The following is a 14669-nucleotide window of genomic DNA, read 5'->3' on the forward strand; positions in this document are numbered from 1 at the left end:
GAATTATCATACTTTACAAATTGATGATTTGTTAACAGGATTCAAAATAACTGCACAAATGTGTATAGATAATAATTTACGTAATACAGATGAACTATGGACGTTTATTGAAAATAATTAAGATCATAATCCATGTTATTCTTTTTTATTCGTACAGCTAAGAAGAATCAGTTGCTTTGAGTAATAGAAAAGTGCAGAGTTATGAAAATTCCTTCTCATAACTCTGCACTCTCCTCTATCTTTAAGACAATTCATGTAAACGAATGACACGCGAAAAATAAGGCAATATATCTTGATTATGTGTAACAACTACTATTGTTTTTCCTTTTTCATTCAATTGTTTCAAATACTCTAGTATTACTTTTTCATTTTCAGCATCTAAGCTAGCGGTAGGTTCATCTGCTAGTATTAAATCACTTTCTTGTAGAATTAGTCTTATGATTGCAATTCGTTGCTGCTCCCCACCACTTAATTGATAGACCATTTTTTCTTTCAAGTGAGATAGTCCAAACTCATTAAGAAGGGTATCAATTTTTTCGAGTTTCTCTTTTTTACTTAACTTCTTATATTCTAGGGCCAAATTTAAGTTCCATTTTACCGTTTCATCATCAACTAGCCCATAATTTTGAAATAAATAACCTATCTTTTCCCTTCTGAACATCATCGCTTCTTTCGAATGAATCGACGGATTTTTTGTATCAAATAACAATAAATCTCCTTTATCTTTTTTCGTAATTAAGCCAATAATATTTAAGAGAGTCGTTTTTCCTTTTCCACTTTTACCAGTAATTGCGATCATTTCACCTTGTTCTACAGTTAAATGAATATTTGAAAGTACTTCTTCCTTTTCATATGTTTTCGTAACGTTCACGAGTTTTATAATCTCCATCTTTATCCACCTTTAACGATTTTGTGCGTATCGTTTTTAATAATCTTCTTATAAAAATACAATAAAATAATAAAATCAACTACAAGTATCACAAGATAGAACGGAATGTTAAACTCTATAAATACATTCATAAGAGTCATCCCTAACAACATCACATATACAATCAAATGTAATTTAAATGTTTTCATTACACTGTATCCATAAATATATTGGATTGCGTACCTTTTACTATTCGAGACAATATCTACATAATTTGAAATACAAATTACAAAAATTAATGTAAATAAGAATAGTAGTGTGAAGACGAAAGAATTGTACATAATAAATTCTACAAAATGCACTTTATCCATATAAGGTGTTAACAGTGTACCAACGTTCACAAGTTTATTTAAATGATGCTTCGCAAGTATTTGGCTAAATTCATCCCTTTGGTTTAAATGAAAATAAACGTTACCTGAACTTAACTGATCATAATAATACAAGCTGCCAAAATTCCCTTGATCAATCATGATAATTGTGTCTTTCAGTTTCATATCGGAATCATCTTCAGACATATTTTTACCTAACAATTCATATTCCTGATTATTAGCAATATAGATAACTTCTACATTATCAATGTTCTTTGATTCGGATTTAGGAAGTCCAAAATTTTCATTATAATTCAGTAACTGATTATATTGTTCAATATAAATCTTTTTAATTTTTGATTCTTGGGATTTATATTTAGCTGGCACCAAGATTGTAGGCTTTGTTACATGAAAATTTGTTATTTTTATTCCTGCTTCATTCTTAATTTTCATAAAATCATGTATATATCTTTCATTAACTACTATGTAATTATCTTTTATAGAAGTGTATAAATCTTCTTTGTTTAAACCATTCATTTCTAAATATGTCGGTTTTAATAATTCAAGAATGTAAGCATCACTCACATATAACTTTTCTTTTTCATCAAAATGATGATACATTTTCTTAACAGCCTCACCGTATTCAGCTATTAATTTAGGATTATTTCGCACTTTTTCATCCTCATTAGAGTTAAAGCCATTCGATGTAAAGTAACCCTCTAGTTTCGTATATCGCTCTAAATCTCTTGATTTAGCTTTATACTCTCTGTAATTCGTGATAAAAGAAGAAATTGAAACTGTGATAGATAATATTAAGAGGATCTTAATTGCATATAAAATATAATTTAACCTGTTCGAATATACTTTATTTTTTATCATCAAATTTATATCGATAAATCTTAAGCTAATTTGAGTAAACAATAGCATGACAACATTTATCGCAATCACTAGTACTAAAAACGCTACCAATAAATAGAAATAACGAGGTACAACGTTATCGAGGAATACATAATATAGAAAATGAACGCCTAGTGTAATAATAAGTATGATGCTTTCCATGAATATAAAGTCTTTTAATGACGCTTGTACCATTTTAAATTTCGAATAACCAAGCATCTTTTTAATCGCATTTACTTTTATTCTTGTAAATGTATAAATCAATAAAACTAATTGTGTCAGTATGAAGAGAATAACAAAGTTTAAAATATTGTATGTAACAATTTGACTATAAGCAATATCGTTATGATACGGATTAATGGTAATTCCTATTTTCTTCGATAAATCATTTAATCTATCCAATGATAAGTTCGTATAAAATACGCCATTGCTATCAACAAAATCTTCTTTTGTTAATGGATGATAATTTAAAACTGTATCAGATGAAATTGATTTCGGTTTATTTATATCCTTTTCCTGACTATGATATATGTCATAAATAAACTGATTATACTTAGATACAGGTGTTTTGATAAGTTGTAATTGGCACGTTTTATTTGATAAGCATGCCGAATTCATTTCCTCATACAATTCGTTCAACTTATTCCCGGAAACATCTTCTACAATATAACCATCAAGAGTGGTATCTCCTAAATTATTCAACTCATATATATCATAAACGGATTTATTAAATATATAAGATAGCAGAAATAGCTGCCCAATTAGAAAGATAAATAATAATTTTTTCATACTATCCTCCTGCACATCATATTCAACCTAAAAATACATTTAGGAAGGGGGAAAAGGACAAAAATTTTTTAGATATTATCTTTGGTAGTAGTCGTAATGCGAAGTTTCATCACAATACCATTTTCTGTCCGCATCTTTATAAGCTTGATCTGCTTTCCATCCAGATGAATATGTGTTGCCACAAACCTTTACAGCTGCCCATACCATATATTTTTTATTATTAGTAGGCTTCGCATCTCTAATATCAGAGTATACTTTTGAATCCGTTTGTCCGCCTTTATAAATCAATTCCCCATTTGCTACTGATGCTGCCGAAACAATTCCTACCGGGATTGCAAACGTAATAATTGTTAAGAATGCAATGATAACTCGATTCATTTTTTTCATAGTATCCACCCCTATATTTATTGTCCTTTTTCCCCGAACTCAATATAACACAATTTTTAAATTTGTGATTATTTTCCAAAAACGGAAATTATAACTTTTCTCAACAAAACAAATCTTGACAAAACATGTGTAAACGAAAATATTCTAATGAAAACCTTACAAAAAAAGCTATTATAGTTTTTAAAATTTTATTTATTAATACATTGTTTTTTTGAGAGGAGCGTTTCAATATGAGATCAATTTTACTAATGATTGTACCCGCATACTTTTTATTTGTGACTCCGAGCCAATAATTACCTTAAAAGAAAAACAGAAAAAAATGAATATTTCTCAACCTGATCTGTCATATTTTCCGTTTCAACAAATTTAAAGACGGTAAATGAAAGAAATTACATCTTATATCATTAGAACAAAATAAAAACTCACAGGGTTCCCTGTGAGTTTTCCTATTCTTACTTCGTTGAATTTCTAAATTGAATACGGTGAGGTAAGATAACTGTATGATCTTCTACGTTTTCTTTGTTCATGTATTTTGTAAGTAGACGCATTGCTACTGCACCGATGTCATACATTGGTTGTACAACTGTTGAAAGCTGCGGGCGTACCATTAATGCAAGGCGTGTGTTGTCAAAACCAAGTACTTCTACGTTTTCTGGTACATTTAATCCTGCATCTTGTGCTGCATGAATTACACCTAGTGCCATTTCATCTGAAGATACAAAGATTGCTGTTGGTTTTTGATCAAGTTCCCAAAGCTTTTCAAATGCTTCTAGACCTGAGTCGTATGTGTAATCTCCGTCGATTACAAGATTTTCATCATAAGCGATACCAGCTTCTTCTAAAGCTTTTTTATAACCTTGTAATTTCTTTGCGCTTCCCGCTTTATCAATGTAAGGGCCTGATACAAAACCAATACGTTTATGACCCTGTTCTAAGAAATGCTTCATTGCATCATAAGCTGCTTGTATATAATCTATATTTACTGATGATGTTTCATTGTTCTCATCAAATGATGCTGCTAAAACGATTGGTACTGGAGACTTTTTAAACTCTTCTACATGAGTATCTGTAATATCTTCACCCATGAATACAATACCGTCCACTTGTTTACCAAGCATTGTATTTAATAAATGGAACTCTTTTTCTTTATTTTGGTCAGAGTTACTCAAAATGATGTTATATTTGTACATTGTTGCGATATCTTCGATTCCACGTGCAAGTTCTGCATAAAATGTATTAGAGATATCTGGAATAATAACACCTACTGTTGTTGTTTTCTTACTTGCTAGTCCACGTGCTACCGCATTTGGGCGATATCCTAAACGATCAATTGCTTCTAATACTTTCTTTCTTGTTGTAGGCTTTACATTTGGATTACCGTTTACAACACGTGATACGGTTGCCATCGAAACGTTCGCTTCGCGCGCTACATCATAGATTGTTACGTTCATCTCTTCGCACACTCCTTCTATATTATGTTATTTATCTTTATGTATCGGTTCACTAAAATGAAAAAAAGACATCAACTCTACTTGAAGATGTCACTCCCGAGTCCTTTTACTAATGATACGATAAAAATGCAGGCTCATACAATATTTTCCCGCAAAAGTTTCGAAAAAATTCGCTTCTTTTCTCCTATTTTCGTATTTTTTATGTGAAAAAGAACATTTTCTGCAAAAAAGCCTATACAACAAGTATCGCATAGACCCCACAAGCCATTCTGACTATCTACCGCGAAATGCCTTTAATTCTTTCATAAACTCATTGAATTCTGGAATATCCATTTGTTGTGCTGAATCGGATAACGCAACAGCCGGGTCTGGATGTACTTCAGCCATAACCGCATCAGCACCGATTGCCATCGCTGCTTTTGCAGCTGGTAATAAGAGATCACGTCGTCCTGTAGAGTGCGTTACATCCACTACGACCGGTAAATGTGTTTCTTTCTTCAAAATTGGCACAGCAGAAATATCTAACGTATTACGCGTTGCCTTTTCATACGTCCTGATGCCGCGCTCACATAAAATAATATCTCCGTTACCTTGTGCAATAATATATTCTGCCGCATACATAAATTCTTCAATCGTTGCTGATAAACCACGTTTTAACAATACTGGCTTTTTCACCGATCCAGCAGCTTTCAGCAGCTCAAAGTTTTGCATATTACGAGCACCAATTTGAATCACATCAACATAATCTAATGCCATTTCAATATCATTCGGATTTAAAATTTCACTAATGACCGCTAAATCATATTCATCCGCCACTTGTCGTAAAATCTTCAAGCCTTCTAAGCCAAGCCCTTGGAAATCATACGGCGATGTACGAGGCTTGAATGCACCGCCGCGCATTAGCTTTAACCCTTGTTCCTTCATTGCTTCCGCAACTTGGCGCACTTGCTCATAACTTTCAACCGCACATGGTCCCATAATAAAGTGAGGATTGCCATCACCAATTTTTTCACCTTTTATATCAACAATCGTATCCTCTGGCTTTTTCTTACGTGAAACAAGAAGTGCTTTACGGTGATCATCTTCTTGTAATTCTAGGCTTGTTTGAAAAATTTGTTTAAAAATATGTTGAAGAGTTGATGTTTCAAACGGTCCATCATTCTTCTCAGCAATTAAATCAAGCATATTACGCTCACGTACAGGATCAAATCGTTTCACACCTTGTACTTCTTTCAACTTACCAACCTCTTGAACAAGACGACCTCTTTCATTTAATAATTCTAAAATTTGTAGGTTCATTTGATCAATTTGAGAGCGTAAATGATCTAATTCTTGTGATGCCATAAGAAAGCCACCTCTTTCAAGTTATATATACAGATTACCTTATTATCATGGTTAAGATAATTTATTATATCCGATAGATATCAGGTTGTCACATGATATACACTGTAAATGGAATCGTTCTCTTATTTGAAATATATATTGTTTCCTTTCACTTACATAAAGCATACTCAACCTTCACTCGTTTTCTCTCTTTGTCTTCACTTGGCATGGGAGCAGAAGAGGCTCTGACCACTTCTATGCATGAGTAGATCCTCTCTTCCACCTAAAAAGAACGGTTTTCGATCAGTTTTTCAATCTGTATTTATATAGTTCATGAATCCTAAAAAAAGAAGCAAGCGTCTCCGCTTACTTCTCCCTACTTCACATTCTCTTCTAAAGTTTGCTTCTTAATATTCCAATGTGATGTATGCCATACCGCTACTCCATCTTTTATGTATAGTACTTGCGGCGACTCATGTTTAATACCAAAGTGCTCTGCAATACGATTCGAAACATCTCTTGCATCTTGTACGTATAAATAATAAGCAGGTGTTTCTTTTGCATCTTGACAATATGCCTCAAATTCTGCGTAGGCTCCTTGGCTAATTGGACATGTTGTACTATGTTTAAAAAGAATATATGGTTCCGCTGTTTCTAATAATGCTTCAAACTCTTCCATTGTTTCGATTTTTGTCATGCTCATGTTATTCACCTCTCATACGAATTGGAAGTCTAGAACGCTTCTCTTTTTTCTCTTCCTTCTCTAACTTCTTCTCAGCTTTTTCTAATTTCTTCTCTTGTCTAGTAGCACGAAAATGATTATACACTTCAATCGCTGCACTACTCCATTGTACAACTTGTGCAACTTTGTCTGCATTATTTTCAATTTCATTTGTTACAGAATCTGATACATTGCGAAGTTTCGTATTTAAAGAATGAATTGTTGTTCCAATTCCATCTACGCCTTCTACTACCTTATTTAATGACTGAGATTTCTGCTGAATATCATCAGCTAATGCATTCGTCTTATGTAATAATTGCTCTGTCTCTACGCTTATCCCCTGCATTTGCTTTTCTAAACCTTCTAGCGTGCTTGCAACATTTTCAAGCGTCTTCTGAACGGATAGTAACGTTCTACATGTGTACACCACCAATATGGCAAAAGCAATTGCAATTATGGCTGCACTTACGTATAAAAGAACTTGCATTTCATCACTTCCTTTATCTTTTTCATACTTTCTCCTATTATACAATCATTTTCCGTTTCGTTCTAATCCTTGCAATTCCACTAGAATTTTCACACTTGTTCGTCAAATGTACCATAAATCATTAAACAAATTCCAGCAAGTAGGGTACAATAAGGAAGGATACATAATTAGTAGGGGGGCTTTACATATGAAAGATGCACGTATTGAAACTTTAGCATATAATTTAATTAACTACTCAATCCGCTTACAAAAAGGCGAAAAAGTATTGATTGAAAACTTTGGCTTGCAAAAAGAACTTGTAACTGCACTTGTAAAAGAAGCCTATGCAGCTGGTGGTTTCCCATTTGTTTCATTGAAAGATCACGGGGTCGATCGCTCATTATTGATGGGCGCTACTGAAGAACACTTCGAGCAAATCGCTGCATATGAAGCAAGCGTAATGAAAGATATGGACGCTTACATCGGTCTTCGCTCTGGCGATAACATTAACGAACAAGCCGACGTTCCAAGTGAGCGCATGAAGATCCACGGTCAAACAGTTGGTAAAAAAGTTCATAGAGACATTCGTGTTCCAAAAACACGCTGGGTTGTTCTTCGCTACCCAAATGCATCTATGGCACAACTTGCAAAAATGAGCACAGAAGCATTCGAAGACTTCTACTTCGAAGTATGTAACTTAGATTATGGCAAAATGGATAAAGCAATGGATAACCTTGTTGAACTTATGAACAAAACAGATAAAGTTCGTCTTGTTGGACCTGGAACTGACTTAACATTCTCTATTAAAGACATTCCAGCTATTAAATGCTCTGGTCATTTAAACATTCCTGATGGTGAAGTATACTCTGCACCAGTTCGCGATTCTGTTAACGGTACAGTTTCTTATAACACGCCATCACCATACAATGGCTATACATTCGAAAATGTACAGTTGAAATTCAAAGATGGAAAAATTATTGAAGCAACTGCAAACGATACAGAACGCATCAATAAAATCTTTGATACAGATGAAGGCGCGCGCTACGTTGGCGAATTCGCAATCGGCGTAAATCCATACATCTTACATCCAATGGGTGATATCCTATTTGATGAAAAAATCGACGGTAGCTTCCACTTTACACCTGGACAAGCTTATGACGATGCATGGAATGGCAACAACTCTAACATCCACTGGGATTTAGTATGCATCCAACGCCCTGAATACGGCGGCGGTGAAATTTACTTCGACGACGTATTAATCCGTAAAGCCGGTCGCTTCGTTGTACCTGAATTAGAAACTTTAAATCCTGAGAACTTAAAATAAAATGTGAAAGAGCTCTCCTTTTGGTGGGAGAGCTCTTTTGGTATGTCGCGTTTTATCGGACGGTCGATATTATTTCTCCACTTCCTGTCCTTTGCTTCTGATTTGACGAGAATGGTAATAAAACAAAAGTACAACTGCTAAAATGCCTACACCTATCGACAAATACAACGGCCACTCCCAACGAACATACCCTCTAACACAAACGACCAGTACCATCAATAATTCAAAACAAAATAACAGCCGAAAATGTTTCATTCCTCGTCCTCCATTATGCTTTTAAATCTATTTTCACATGTGGATTCGCTTCTTGAATGAGTGACAACAACTTTTCTTTATCTGTTGGCATAGCAATCATATGGACTTTGTATCGGTTCGTTGTAATTTCGAGTGATTTTCCAACTTGACGCACCACTCTTATATCAGATAGTGTAACGTCTTCGTTCAATATGCCATATTTCAATACACCATTTTCGACTGTATATTTCTTAATAAATACGTCCCAAACAAGCGGTACATTTACAATGAGGCAAATTGCGCCTCCTATAAGTGCCGATCCCCAGTTTCCTTTATTCATAATCAACATCCCGATTGGTAAAACAATCATAAGAATTAACATTGCACTTACAAAAATCATAATTGGTGTGCTTCTTTGGATAGGAAATTTCATACCATCACCTCTCACCTAAATTATACCATCATTTCCATTTTCCTTAACAAAAAAATAAAGATCATTCTCGATTTGAATGATCTCTATTCTTCACAAACCATACCTATAAAATTTCTTATCTACCTGCAGCACCGGAAAACTCCCTGGTAACTCTTCCACTTTCATACTCTGAAATCCATTTTTCTCATAGAAGCGATGTGCCGCCAAAAATTGTACTGTTGTTCCAAGATAAATTCCTTCTAATTCTCTTTCTTTTGCCCAAGAGATAGCCGTTTGTAGCAACTTGCTCGCGGTATTCCACACCTTCCCCCGGAATTCTTTTTTCACAAACATTTTCCTCAAGGCTACTTGCTTATTTCCAATATCCAATAAGGCTACAGTTCCAACTACTTTCCCATCATGTGTTGCTACCCAGAAACTTCCGTTGTCCCTTTGATAAAACTGCTCAATTTCCTGTAAATCTGACTGCTCTTCCTTTGTAATTGGTACGTTATATTCTTTTTGCTGAATGTGAATAATTAAATCGACTACTTCAGATTGGTACTTACTTTCATATGACTGAATGCAAATCGTATCGCTCATCGAATCTCCTTCCATTCTGAAGCTAGTAAACTATACACAGCAAGATCATGAAAATGGTCATAAAGCCACTCTTCATCACGCATAACTCCATCTAACTTAAAGCCAAGTCGCTCCGGAATCGCACGGCTTTTCTGATTCTCTACCCCACAACGGATTTCTATCTTATTCAATTTTAGTTCTTCAAACGCATATCGAAGTACCGCTTTTACACTCCTTGTCATAATTCCTTTTCCACCTGCTTCTTCTGCAAGGTAGTATCCAAGACTTGTTGCTTTCTTAGCCCAGTTCACCTCGTGAATACCGACCATTCCAACGAGCTTTCCTTTATAACGTATACCTGTTTCAAAACCGTTTCCATCCGCATATTTCTTTAGCCACATCGGAAGAATTTCGTCATATGCATCAGCAGATTTTGTCCCCTCTACCCATGGAAGCCATTTTCTTAAATGCTCCCTGCTTCGATCCACTAATTGATACAATTCTTCTTTATGATGTTTTTCTAACAATTGAAGTTTGATTTCATCATCGACTCGAAGTGTAAACATTGCTCTATCCCCCTCTAACACTTTTCTTATTATTCTAACATTTCTAATTATAAAATGTTAAGGGTTATATATTCACACTTTCTTTTTTGGATTTTATAGCAAGAAAACCGGAAGAATATAGAACACCTGTAATGACTAAAATCATCCCTAAACATTGCGAGATTGTGATAATCACTCCTTCTACAAAAGAAACAAGCATTGTAACAACGGGAACTAAATTAAAAAATAAAGATGTTTTTGCTGCTCCAATTTGTACGATTCCTTTATTCCACCAAAGATAGCCGAGCACACTCATTCCAATCGCCATAAATAAGATAGAAAGCCATGCTAATAGAGGAATTTCTGAAATAGGCACTACACTCTTTTGCGTGAGAGATACAATAAGGAAAGCAAGCGCTCCAACAGTCATTGTATATGTCGTTGTTTGTATTGGACTTCCGTTCTTAATAAACTTCCTACCTAACACACCATACAATGCCCAGCAAATATTCCCTAATAAAATATAGAAATCCCCTTTTGAAAATGCTAAATTTTGTATCACCAAAAATGATCCTTGTGTAATAACAAAAGCAACTCCAAGTAATGCGAAACCCATTCCAATTACTTGCTGTCTCACAATTTTTTCTCGCAAAATTAACCTTGCTAATATCGTCGTAACAAGCGGATTCGTTGCCATAATAAGCGAACCATTTATCGCTTCTGTATGTTTCATTCCTAAAAAGAAGTTAAATCCAAATACACCCACTATACCAAGCAAAATATAATAACCAATATTTTGTTTCCACACTTCCCTCTCAAGGTTTTTTCTTATCATTAAGATACTCAGCATCATAAAAGCAGCAATTCCAAAACGCCAAGCTGCGATGTGAACCGCTGAAAAATATTGTACTGCGTATTTGGAAGCATTGAACGTTCCGCCTGTAAATATCGCAAATCCTAACAACTGTACATATACTTTATTTTTCATTGTCACCCTCCACATCTTTGCCATCTAAAAAACCGTAATAAATTTCTAATTTCTCCTCTGTTAGTTCTACTACACGCTTTAATTGCTCTTGTTGCTCCTTTAAGCGATCTAAATGCGTTGTTAAAATCGCAATGCGCTTTTTCACCTTCGCAGGAACTTCCTCTTTTCTTTGTCTAATCTCTTCTATAATGCAGCCATCACTTGCAAACTCCGCCATCTCCTCTAGTGACATACCTGTTTGTTTTAACGAATATAAAAATTTTAACAAGTGTACATCAACTTCTGTATATTGGCGAATACCACTATTTCGTGTTGGCGGTGGTAATAACCCTAATTTTTCATAATAGCGAAGCGTATGAATACTCATCCCCGTTAACTCTGCTACTTCACCAATCTTATACATGTTATCTCCCCCTTGTTTTTCACATTCTTATTTTACAACCTAGAGTTAACTCTAGGTCAACACGTAAAAATAAAACAACTATATATGATTAATATATAGATTGGAATCATATATAGTTAAAGTATGGAAAAAAATGATAATTGGGTTGTTCAGTTACGTAAAGGTGTTTTTGAAATCGCAATTTTGTCTTTAATAAGTAAGAAACCTATGTATGGATATGAAATTACAAGTGCTTTACAAGAAATCCCTGTATTTCATATCCCAAATGGTTCGATTTATCCTATATTAAATCGAATTACAAAAAACGATTGGGCTCTTTCCTATTGGGAAGAATCAGGTGATGGACCGAAAAGAAAATATTATCGGATTACAGATGAAGGGAGAGAAGTTTTACATAATCGTTTAGAAGATTATGATGCAGTTTACCACGCTCTCATGTTACTAGCAAAAGGGGATGATAAGAAATGAACAAAGATGTGCTTTTTGCAGCTCAATATGTTACTTATTTCTTACATGATTTTAATCAACCTTTAATGAATTTACCTGTAGAAATAAGAGAACAGCACGTGTTAGAAATTAAATCTGACTTATACGAACATACATCATCAATATATCAGATCTTATTAAAATATAGCGACCATTCTACAACAATCGACATGAAAAAGACGTGCAGCCACCGCTGCACGTCTTCGCTTTATTACTTCTCCGCAACTTGCACTTCTTTCACGTAAGCCGCTTCGAATTTTTGAATATCGCCTGCGCCCATGAAAATAAGAACGCCGTTTTTATGTTTCTTTAATACATTCGTTGTTGTATCGGTAATCAATTCTGCACCATCAATACGCTTTTGCAGATCTTGAATTGTTAAGTCACCTTTGTTTTCACGTGCTGATCCGAAAATATCACATAGGTATACTTGGTCAGCTTTGCTTAGGCTTTCCGCAAACTCATCTAAGAATTTTTCTGTACGTGAGAATGTGTGCGGCTGGAAGACAGCGACAATTTCACGCTCTGGATGCTTTTGACGAGCAGCTTCAATCGTTGCGTTAATTTCTGTCGGATGGTGTGCATAATCATCGATGATGACCTGTTCTCCCATCGGTTTTTCATTAAAGCGACGTTTTACGCCTCCAAACGTTGTTAATTGATGTTTTACTGCTTCTACATCAACATTTTCATAGTGACAAAGCGCGATAACTGCTAATGCATTTAATATGCTGTGATTGCCGTAACCTGTAATTTTGAATGTTTCATAATACGTATTACGAACGAACACATCAAATACAGTACCATCTGTTCTCTTTTGGATGTTACGTGCTTGGAAATCATTATCTTCACCAAGTCCATAGAAAATAACAGGTACTTTCGCTTGAATTTTTTGCAGTTCTTCATCATCACCACATGCAATAATTCCTTTTTTCACTTGAAGTGCCATCTCTTGGAATGCACTAAATACATCATTAATGTCTGTAAAGTAATCTGGATGGTCAAAATCAATATTTGTCATAATTGCATAGTCTGGATAGTAAGACAAGAAATGACGACGGTACTCACATGCCTCAAACACAAAATACTTACTATTTTCTACCCCATGCCCTGTTCCATCTCCAATAAGGTAAGACGTTGGGTGTGCACCTTGCATTACATGGGCTAACAAGCCGGTTGTTGATGTTTTTCCATGTGCACCTGTTACAGCAACACTTGTATACTTACTCATAAGATTCCCTAAAAAATGATGGTAACGGTGTACTGGGATATTTAACTCTTTCGCTGCTACAATCTCTTCATGCGTATCAGGGAACGCATTTCCTGCGATAATCACTTGTCCTTCTTTTACATTACTTTTATCAAAAGGAAGGATGGAGATACCACGCTTTTCCAAAGCTACTTGTGTAAAGAAACGTTTTTCAAAATCAGAACCTTGAACAGTATGCTTCATGTCATGAAGAATTTGTGCTAATGAACTCATTCCTGTTCCTTTAATTCCTACAAAATGGTAAACTGTCATCTTAAAGAACCTCCAACATTTCGAACTAATACAACGGCCTATCTATAAGACAGTATATGAATCTTTTCTTATTTTGGTAATCATCATACATTCTCGATACAGCGGAACTTTCATTAGCTCTCACCAATCGGGATAAACACGTACGTACTTCTTATATGTCCATAACAAACTTATTATAGCAAAAAACAATCCGTTATACTATGATAACAGAAAAACTGATAGGGTCAATTCCCTATCAGTTTTTCCTCTTCTTACATATCTTCTCTTTTTTCTAGTTGAACACGCTCTAAACGTGGGTTTGGACGATATTTACGTCCAGCTTTCGCTTCTGGTTTTCCATTTAATTCTACATTATCACCTGTAAAACCAATGTTCATTTTTAATAAACTGCTGCCCACTCCGTATAGATCTACAGGAACATTTTGCGCTTCAAATTCATGAATACGTTTTTCATCAAATCCACCAGTTACAACAATATTTACATGCTGGAACCCTTCTTCATCAAGCGCTTTACGAAGCGCGAAAACAAGGGATGGATTTACACCACGCGGGTCAAATGTGCCAAGTACTTCTGGATGACGAATGAAATACTGATCAATCATTGTACGTGATGTATCAATGCGTACACCTTTTAATTCTGAGCCGAATTCACGTGCAACACGAAGACCATCTGTAATCACATCATTATTGTAGTCAATTAGTACAACTAAATCATCCTCTGGAAACTTTTTATAGTACGCTTTTGCAGCTTCTACAACATCTCCATTAAACATTTGAATCAATGCGTGAGGCATTGTCCCCATTCCACTCTTGCCCCACCATTCATTCATTGCATGCGTTGCTTGTGCACTCATACCACCAATATACGCAGCATACCCATCACCAGCTTGCTGTGTATAATGA

Annotated in this window: 18 protein-coding genes; 3 read left to right on the forward strand and 15 right to left on the reverse strand. The window is 34.9% G+C overall.

Features of this window, described 5'->3' with window-relative positions:
* Positions 1-241: 241 nt before the first annotated feature.
* The 7 genes from AC1DIT_RS13510 to AC1DIT_RS13540 all read right to left on the reverse strand — a co-directional run bounded on the left by AC1DIT_RS13510 (position 242) and on the right by AC1DIT_RS13540 (position 7336).
* The gene (locus tag AC1DIT_RS13510) at positions 242-889 is read right to left on the reverse strand and encodes a putative bacteriocin export ABC transporter (RefSeq protein ID WP_016116658.1); all 648 of its coding nucleotides are present in this window, start codon (positions 887-889) and stop codon (positions 242-244) included.
* Between the two features lie 2 nt (positions 890-891).
* Positions 892-2922 carry a hypothetical protein gene (locus tag AC1DIT_RS13515; protein WP_016116659.1) on the reverse strand — a complete coding sequence of 677 codons (2031 nt, stop codon included), beginning with the start codon at positions 2920-2922 and terminating at the stop codon, positions 892-894.
* 75 nt (positions 2923-2997) lie between these two features.
* Positions 2998-3309: a hypothetical protein gene (locus tag AC1DIT_RS13520; protein WP_016116660.1), complete on the reverse strand. Its 312-nt coding sequence runs from the start codon at positions 3307-3309 to the stop codon at positions 2998-3000.
* Positions 3310-3761: 452 nt separating this feature from the next.
* On the reverse strand, positions 3762-4760 hold the full coding sequence (ccpA, locus tag AC1DIT_RS13525; RefSeq protein WP_016116661.1) for a catabolite control protein A: 999 nt from the start codon (positions 4758-4760) through the stop codon (positions 3762-3764).
* Positions 4761-5033: 273 nt separating this feature from the next.
* Positions 5034-6104: a bifunctional 3-deoxy-7-phosphoheptulonate synthase/chorismate mutase gene (locus AC1DIT_RS13530; RefSeq protein WP_016116662.1), complete on the reverse strand. Its 1071-nt coding sequence runs from the start codon at positions 6102-6104 to the stop codon at positions 5034-5036.
* 355 nt (positions 6105-6459) lie between these two features.
* Positions 6460-6786, reverse strand: a complete 327-nt coding sequence (ytxJ, locus tag AC1DIT_RS13535) for a bacillithiol system redox-active protein YtxJ (RefSeq protein ID WP_016116663.1) — start codon at positions 6784-6786, stop codon at positions 6460-6462.
* Between the two features lies 1 nt (position 6787).
* Positions 6788-7336 carry a DUF948 domain-containing protein gene (locus tag AC1DIT_RS13540; protein ID WP_033671532.1) on the reverse strand — a complete coding sequence of 183 codons (549 nt, stop codon included), beginning with the start codon at positions 7334-7336 and terminating at the stop codon, positions 6788-6790.
* A 142-nt stretch (positions 7337-7478) separates the two neighbouring features.
* On the opposite strand from AC1DIT_RS13540, the gene AC1DIT_RS13545 reads away from it, so the two are divergent.
* Complete coding sequence (locus AC1DIT_RS13545) at positions 7479-8594, forward strand: aminopeptidase (protein WP_016116665.1); 1116 nt, start codon at positions 7479-7481, stop codon at positions 8592-8594.
* A 69-nt stretch (positions 8595-8663) separates the two neighbouring features.
* On the opposite strand, the gene AC1DIT_RS13550 is transcribed toward AC1DIT_RS13545, so the two are convergent.
* The 6 genes from AC1DIT_RS13550 to AC1DIT_RS13575 form a co-directional block, all read right to left on the reverse strand.
* The gene (locus AC1DIT_RS13550; protein WP_016116666.1) at positions 8664-8849 is read right to left on the reverse strand and encodes a hypothetical protein; all 186 of its coding nucleotides are present in this window, start codon (positions 8847-8849) and stop codon (positions 8664-8666) included.
* Between the two features lie 13 nt (positions 8850-8862).
* Complete coding sequence (locus AC1DIT_RS13555) at positions 8863-9261, reverse strand: PH domain-containing protein (RefSeq protein WP_016116667.1); 399 nt, start codon at positions 9259-9261, stop codon at positions 8863-8865.
* A gap of 90 nt (positions 9262-9351) precedes the next feature.
* Entirely contained in the window at positions 9352-9843 is a 492-nt protein-coding gene (locus AC1DIT_RS13560; protein ID WP_016116668.1) for a GNAT family N-acetyltransferase, read from the reverse strand.
* Positions 9840-10388 carry a GNAT family N-acetyltransferase gene (locus AC1DIT_RS13565; protein ID WP_016116669.1) on the reverse strand — a complete coding sequence of 183 codons (549 nt, stop codon included), beginning with the start codon at positions 10386-10388 and terminating at the stop codon, positions 9840-9842. Before AC1DIT_RS13565 ends, AC1DIT_RS13560 begins: the two co-directional genes overlap by 4 nt.
* Positions 10389-10452: 64 nt before the next feature.
* Positions 10453-11355, reverse strand: a complete 903-nt coding sequence (locus AC1DIT_RS13570; RefSeq protein WP_016116670.1) for a DMT family transporter — start codon at positions 11353-11355, stop codon at positions 10453-10455.
* Positions 11345-11758, reverse strand: coding sequence for a MerR family transcriptional regulator (locus AC1DIT_RS13575; RefSeq protein ID WP_016116671.1), 414 nt, complete (start codon positions 11756-11758; stop codon positions 11345-11347). Before AC1DIT_RS13575 ends, AC1DIT_RS13570 begins: the two co-directional genes overlap by 11 nt.
* A gap of 123 nt (positions 11759-11881) precedes the next feature.
* Here AC1DIT_RS13575 and AC1DIT_RS13580 point away from each other — a divergent pair, with 123 nt between their 5' ends.
* Both AC1DIT_RS13580 and AC1DIT_RS13585 read left to right on the forward strand, forming a co-directional pair.
* Positions 11882-12226, forward strand: a complete 345-nt coding sequence (locus AC1DIT_RS13580) for a PadR family transcriptional regulator (protein ID WP_016116672.1) — start codon at positions 11882-11884, stop codon at positions 12224-12226.
* Entirely contained in the window at positions 12223-12489 is a 267-nt protein-coding gene (locus AC1DIT_RS13585) for a hypothetical protein (protein ID WP_139350061.1), read from the forward strand. The genes AC1DIT_RS13580 and AC1DIT_RS13585 overlap by 4 nt, the downstream gene beginning before the upstream one ends.
* On the opposite strand, the gene murC is transcribed toward AC1DIT_RS13585, so the two are convergent.
* The gene (gene murC / locus AC1DIT_RS13590; RefSeq protein WP_016116673.1) at positions 12456-13766 is read right to left on the reverse strand and encodes a UDP-N-acetylmuramate--L-alanine ligase; all 1311 of its coding nucleotides are present in this window, start codon (positions 13764-13766) and stop codon (positions 12456-12458) included. The genes AC1DIT_RS13585 and murC overlap by 34 nt on opposite strands.
* Before the next feature lie 251 nt (positions 13767-14017).
* A partial coding sequence (locus AC1DIT_RS13595; protein ID WP_476998232.1) for a nicotinate phosphoribosyltransferase occupies positions 14018-14669 on the reverse strand: 652 nt, incomplete at its 5' end.

The organism is Bacillus sp. 05T22 (genome assembly GCF_056396765.1).

Bases quoted from the DNA above. Each gene is read 5' to 3' on its own strand.
- AC1DIT_RS13510 (WP_016116658.1), bottom strand. From the start codon at position 889: ATGGAGATTATAAAACTCGTGAACGTTACGAAAACATATGAAAAGGAA.
- AC1DIT_RS13515 (WP_016116659.1), bottom strand. From the start codon at position 2,922: ATGAAAAAATTATTATTTATCTTTCTAATTGGGCAGCTATTTCTGCTA.
- AC1DIT_RS13520 (WP_016116660.1), bottom strand. From the start codon at position 3,309: ATGAAAAAAATGAATCGAGTTATCATTGCATTCTTAACAATTATTACG.
- ccpA (WP_016116661.1), bottom strand. From the start codon at position 4,760: ATGAACGTAACAATCTATGATGTAGCGCGCGAAGCGAACGTTTCGATG.
- AC1DIT_RS13530 (WP_016116662.1), bottom strand. From the start codon at position 6,104: ATGGCATCACAAGAATTAGATCATTTACGCTCTCAAATTGATCAAATG.
- ytxJ (WP_016116663.1), bottom strand. From the start codon at position 6,786: ATGAGCATGACAAAAATCGAAACAATGGAAGAGTTTGAAGCATTATTA.
- AC1DIT_RS13545 (WP_016116665.1), top strand. From the start codon at position 7,479: ATGAAAGATGCACGTATTGAAACTTTAGCATATAATTTAATTAACTAC.
- AC1DIT_RS13550 (WP_016116666.1), bottom strand. From the start codon at position 8,849: ATGAAACATTTTCGGCTGTTATTTTGTTTTGAATTATTGATGGTACTG.
- AC1DIT_RS13555 (WP_016116667.1), bottom strand. From the start codon at position 9,261: ATGAAATTTCCTATCCAAAGAAGCACACCAATTATGATTTTTGTAAGT.
- AC1DIT_RS13560 (WP_016116668.1), bottom strand. From the start codon at position 9,843: ATGAGCGATACGATTTGCATTCAGTCATATGAAAGTAAGTACCAATCT.
- AC1DIT_RS13565 (WP_016116669.1), bottom strand. From the start codon at position 10,388: ATGTTTACACTTCGAGTCGATGATGAAATCAAACTTCAATTGTTAGAA.
- AC1DIT_RS13570 (WP_016116670.1), bottom strand. From the start codon at position 11,355: ATGAAAAATAAAGTATATGTACAGTTGTTAGGATTTGCGATATTTACA.
- AC1DIT_RS13575 (WP_016116671.1), bottom strand. From the start codon at position 11,758: ATGTATAAGATTGGTGAAGTAGCAGAGTTAACGGGGATGAGTATTCAT.
- AC1DIT_RS13580 (WP_016116672.1), top strand. From the start codon at position 11,882: ATGGAAAAAAATGATAATTGGGTTGTTCAGTTACGTAAAGGTGTTTTT.
- AC1DIT_RS13585 (WP_139350061.1), top strand. From the start codon at position 12,223: ATGAACAAAGATGTGCTTTTTGCAGCTCAATATGTTACTTATTTCTTA.
- murC (WP_016116673.1), bottom strand. From the start codon at position 13,766: ATGACAGTTTACCATTTTGTAGGAATTAAAGGAACAGGAATGAGTTCA.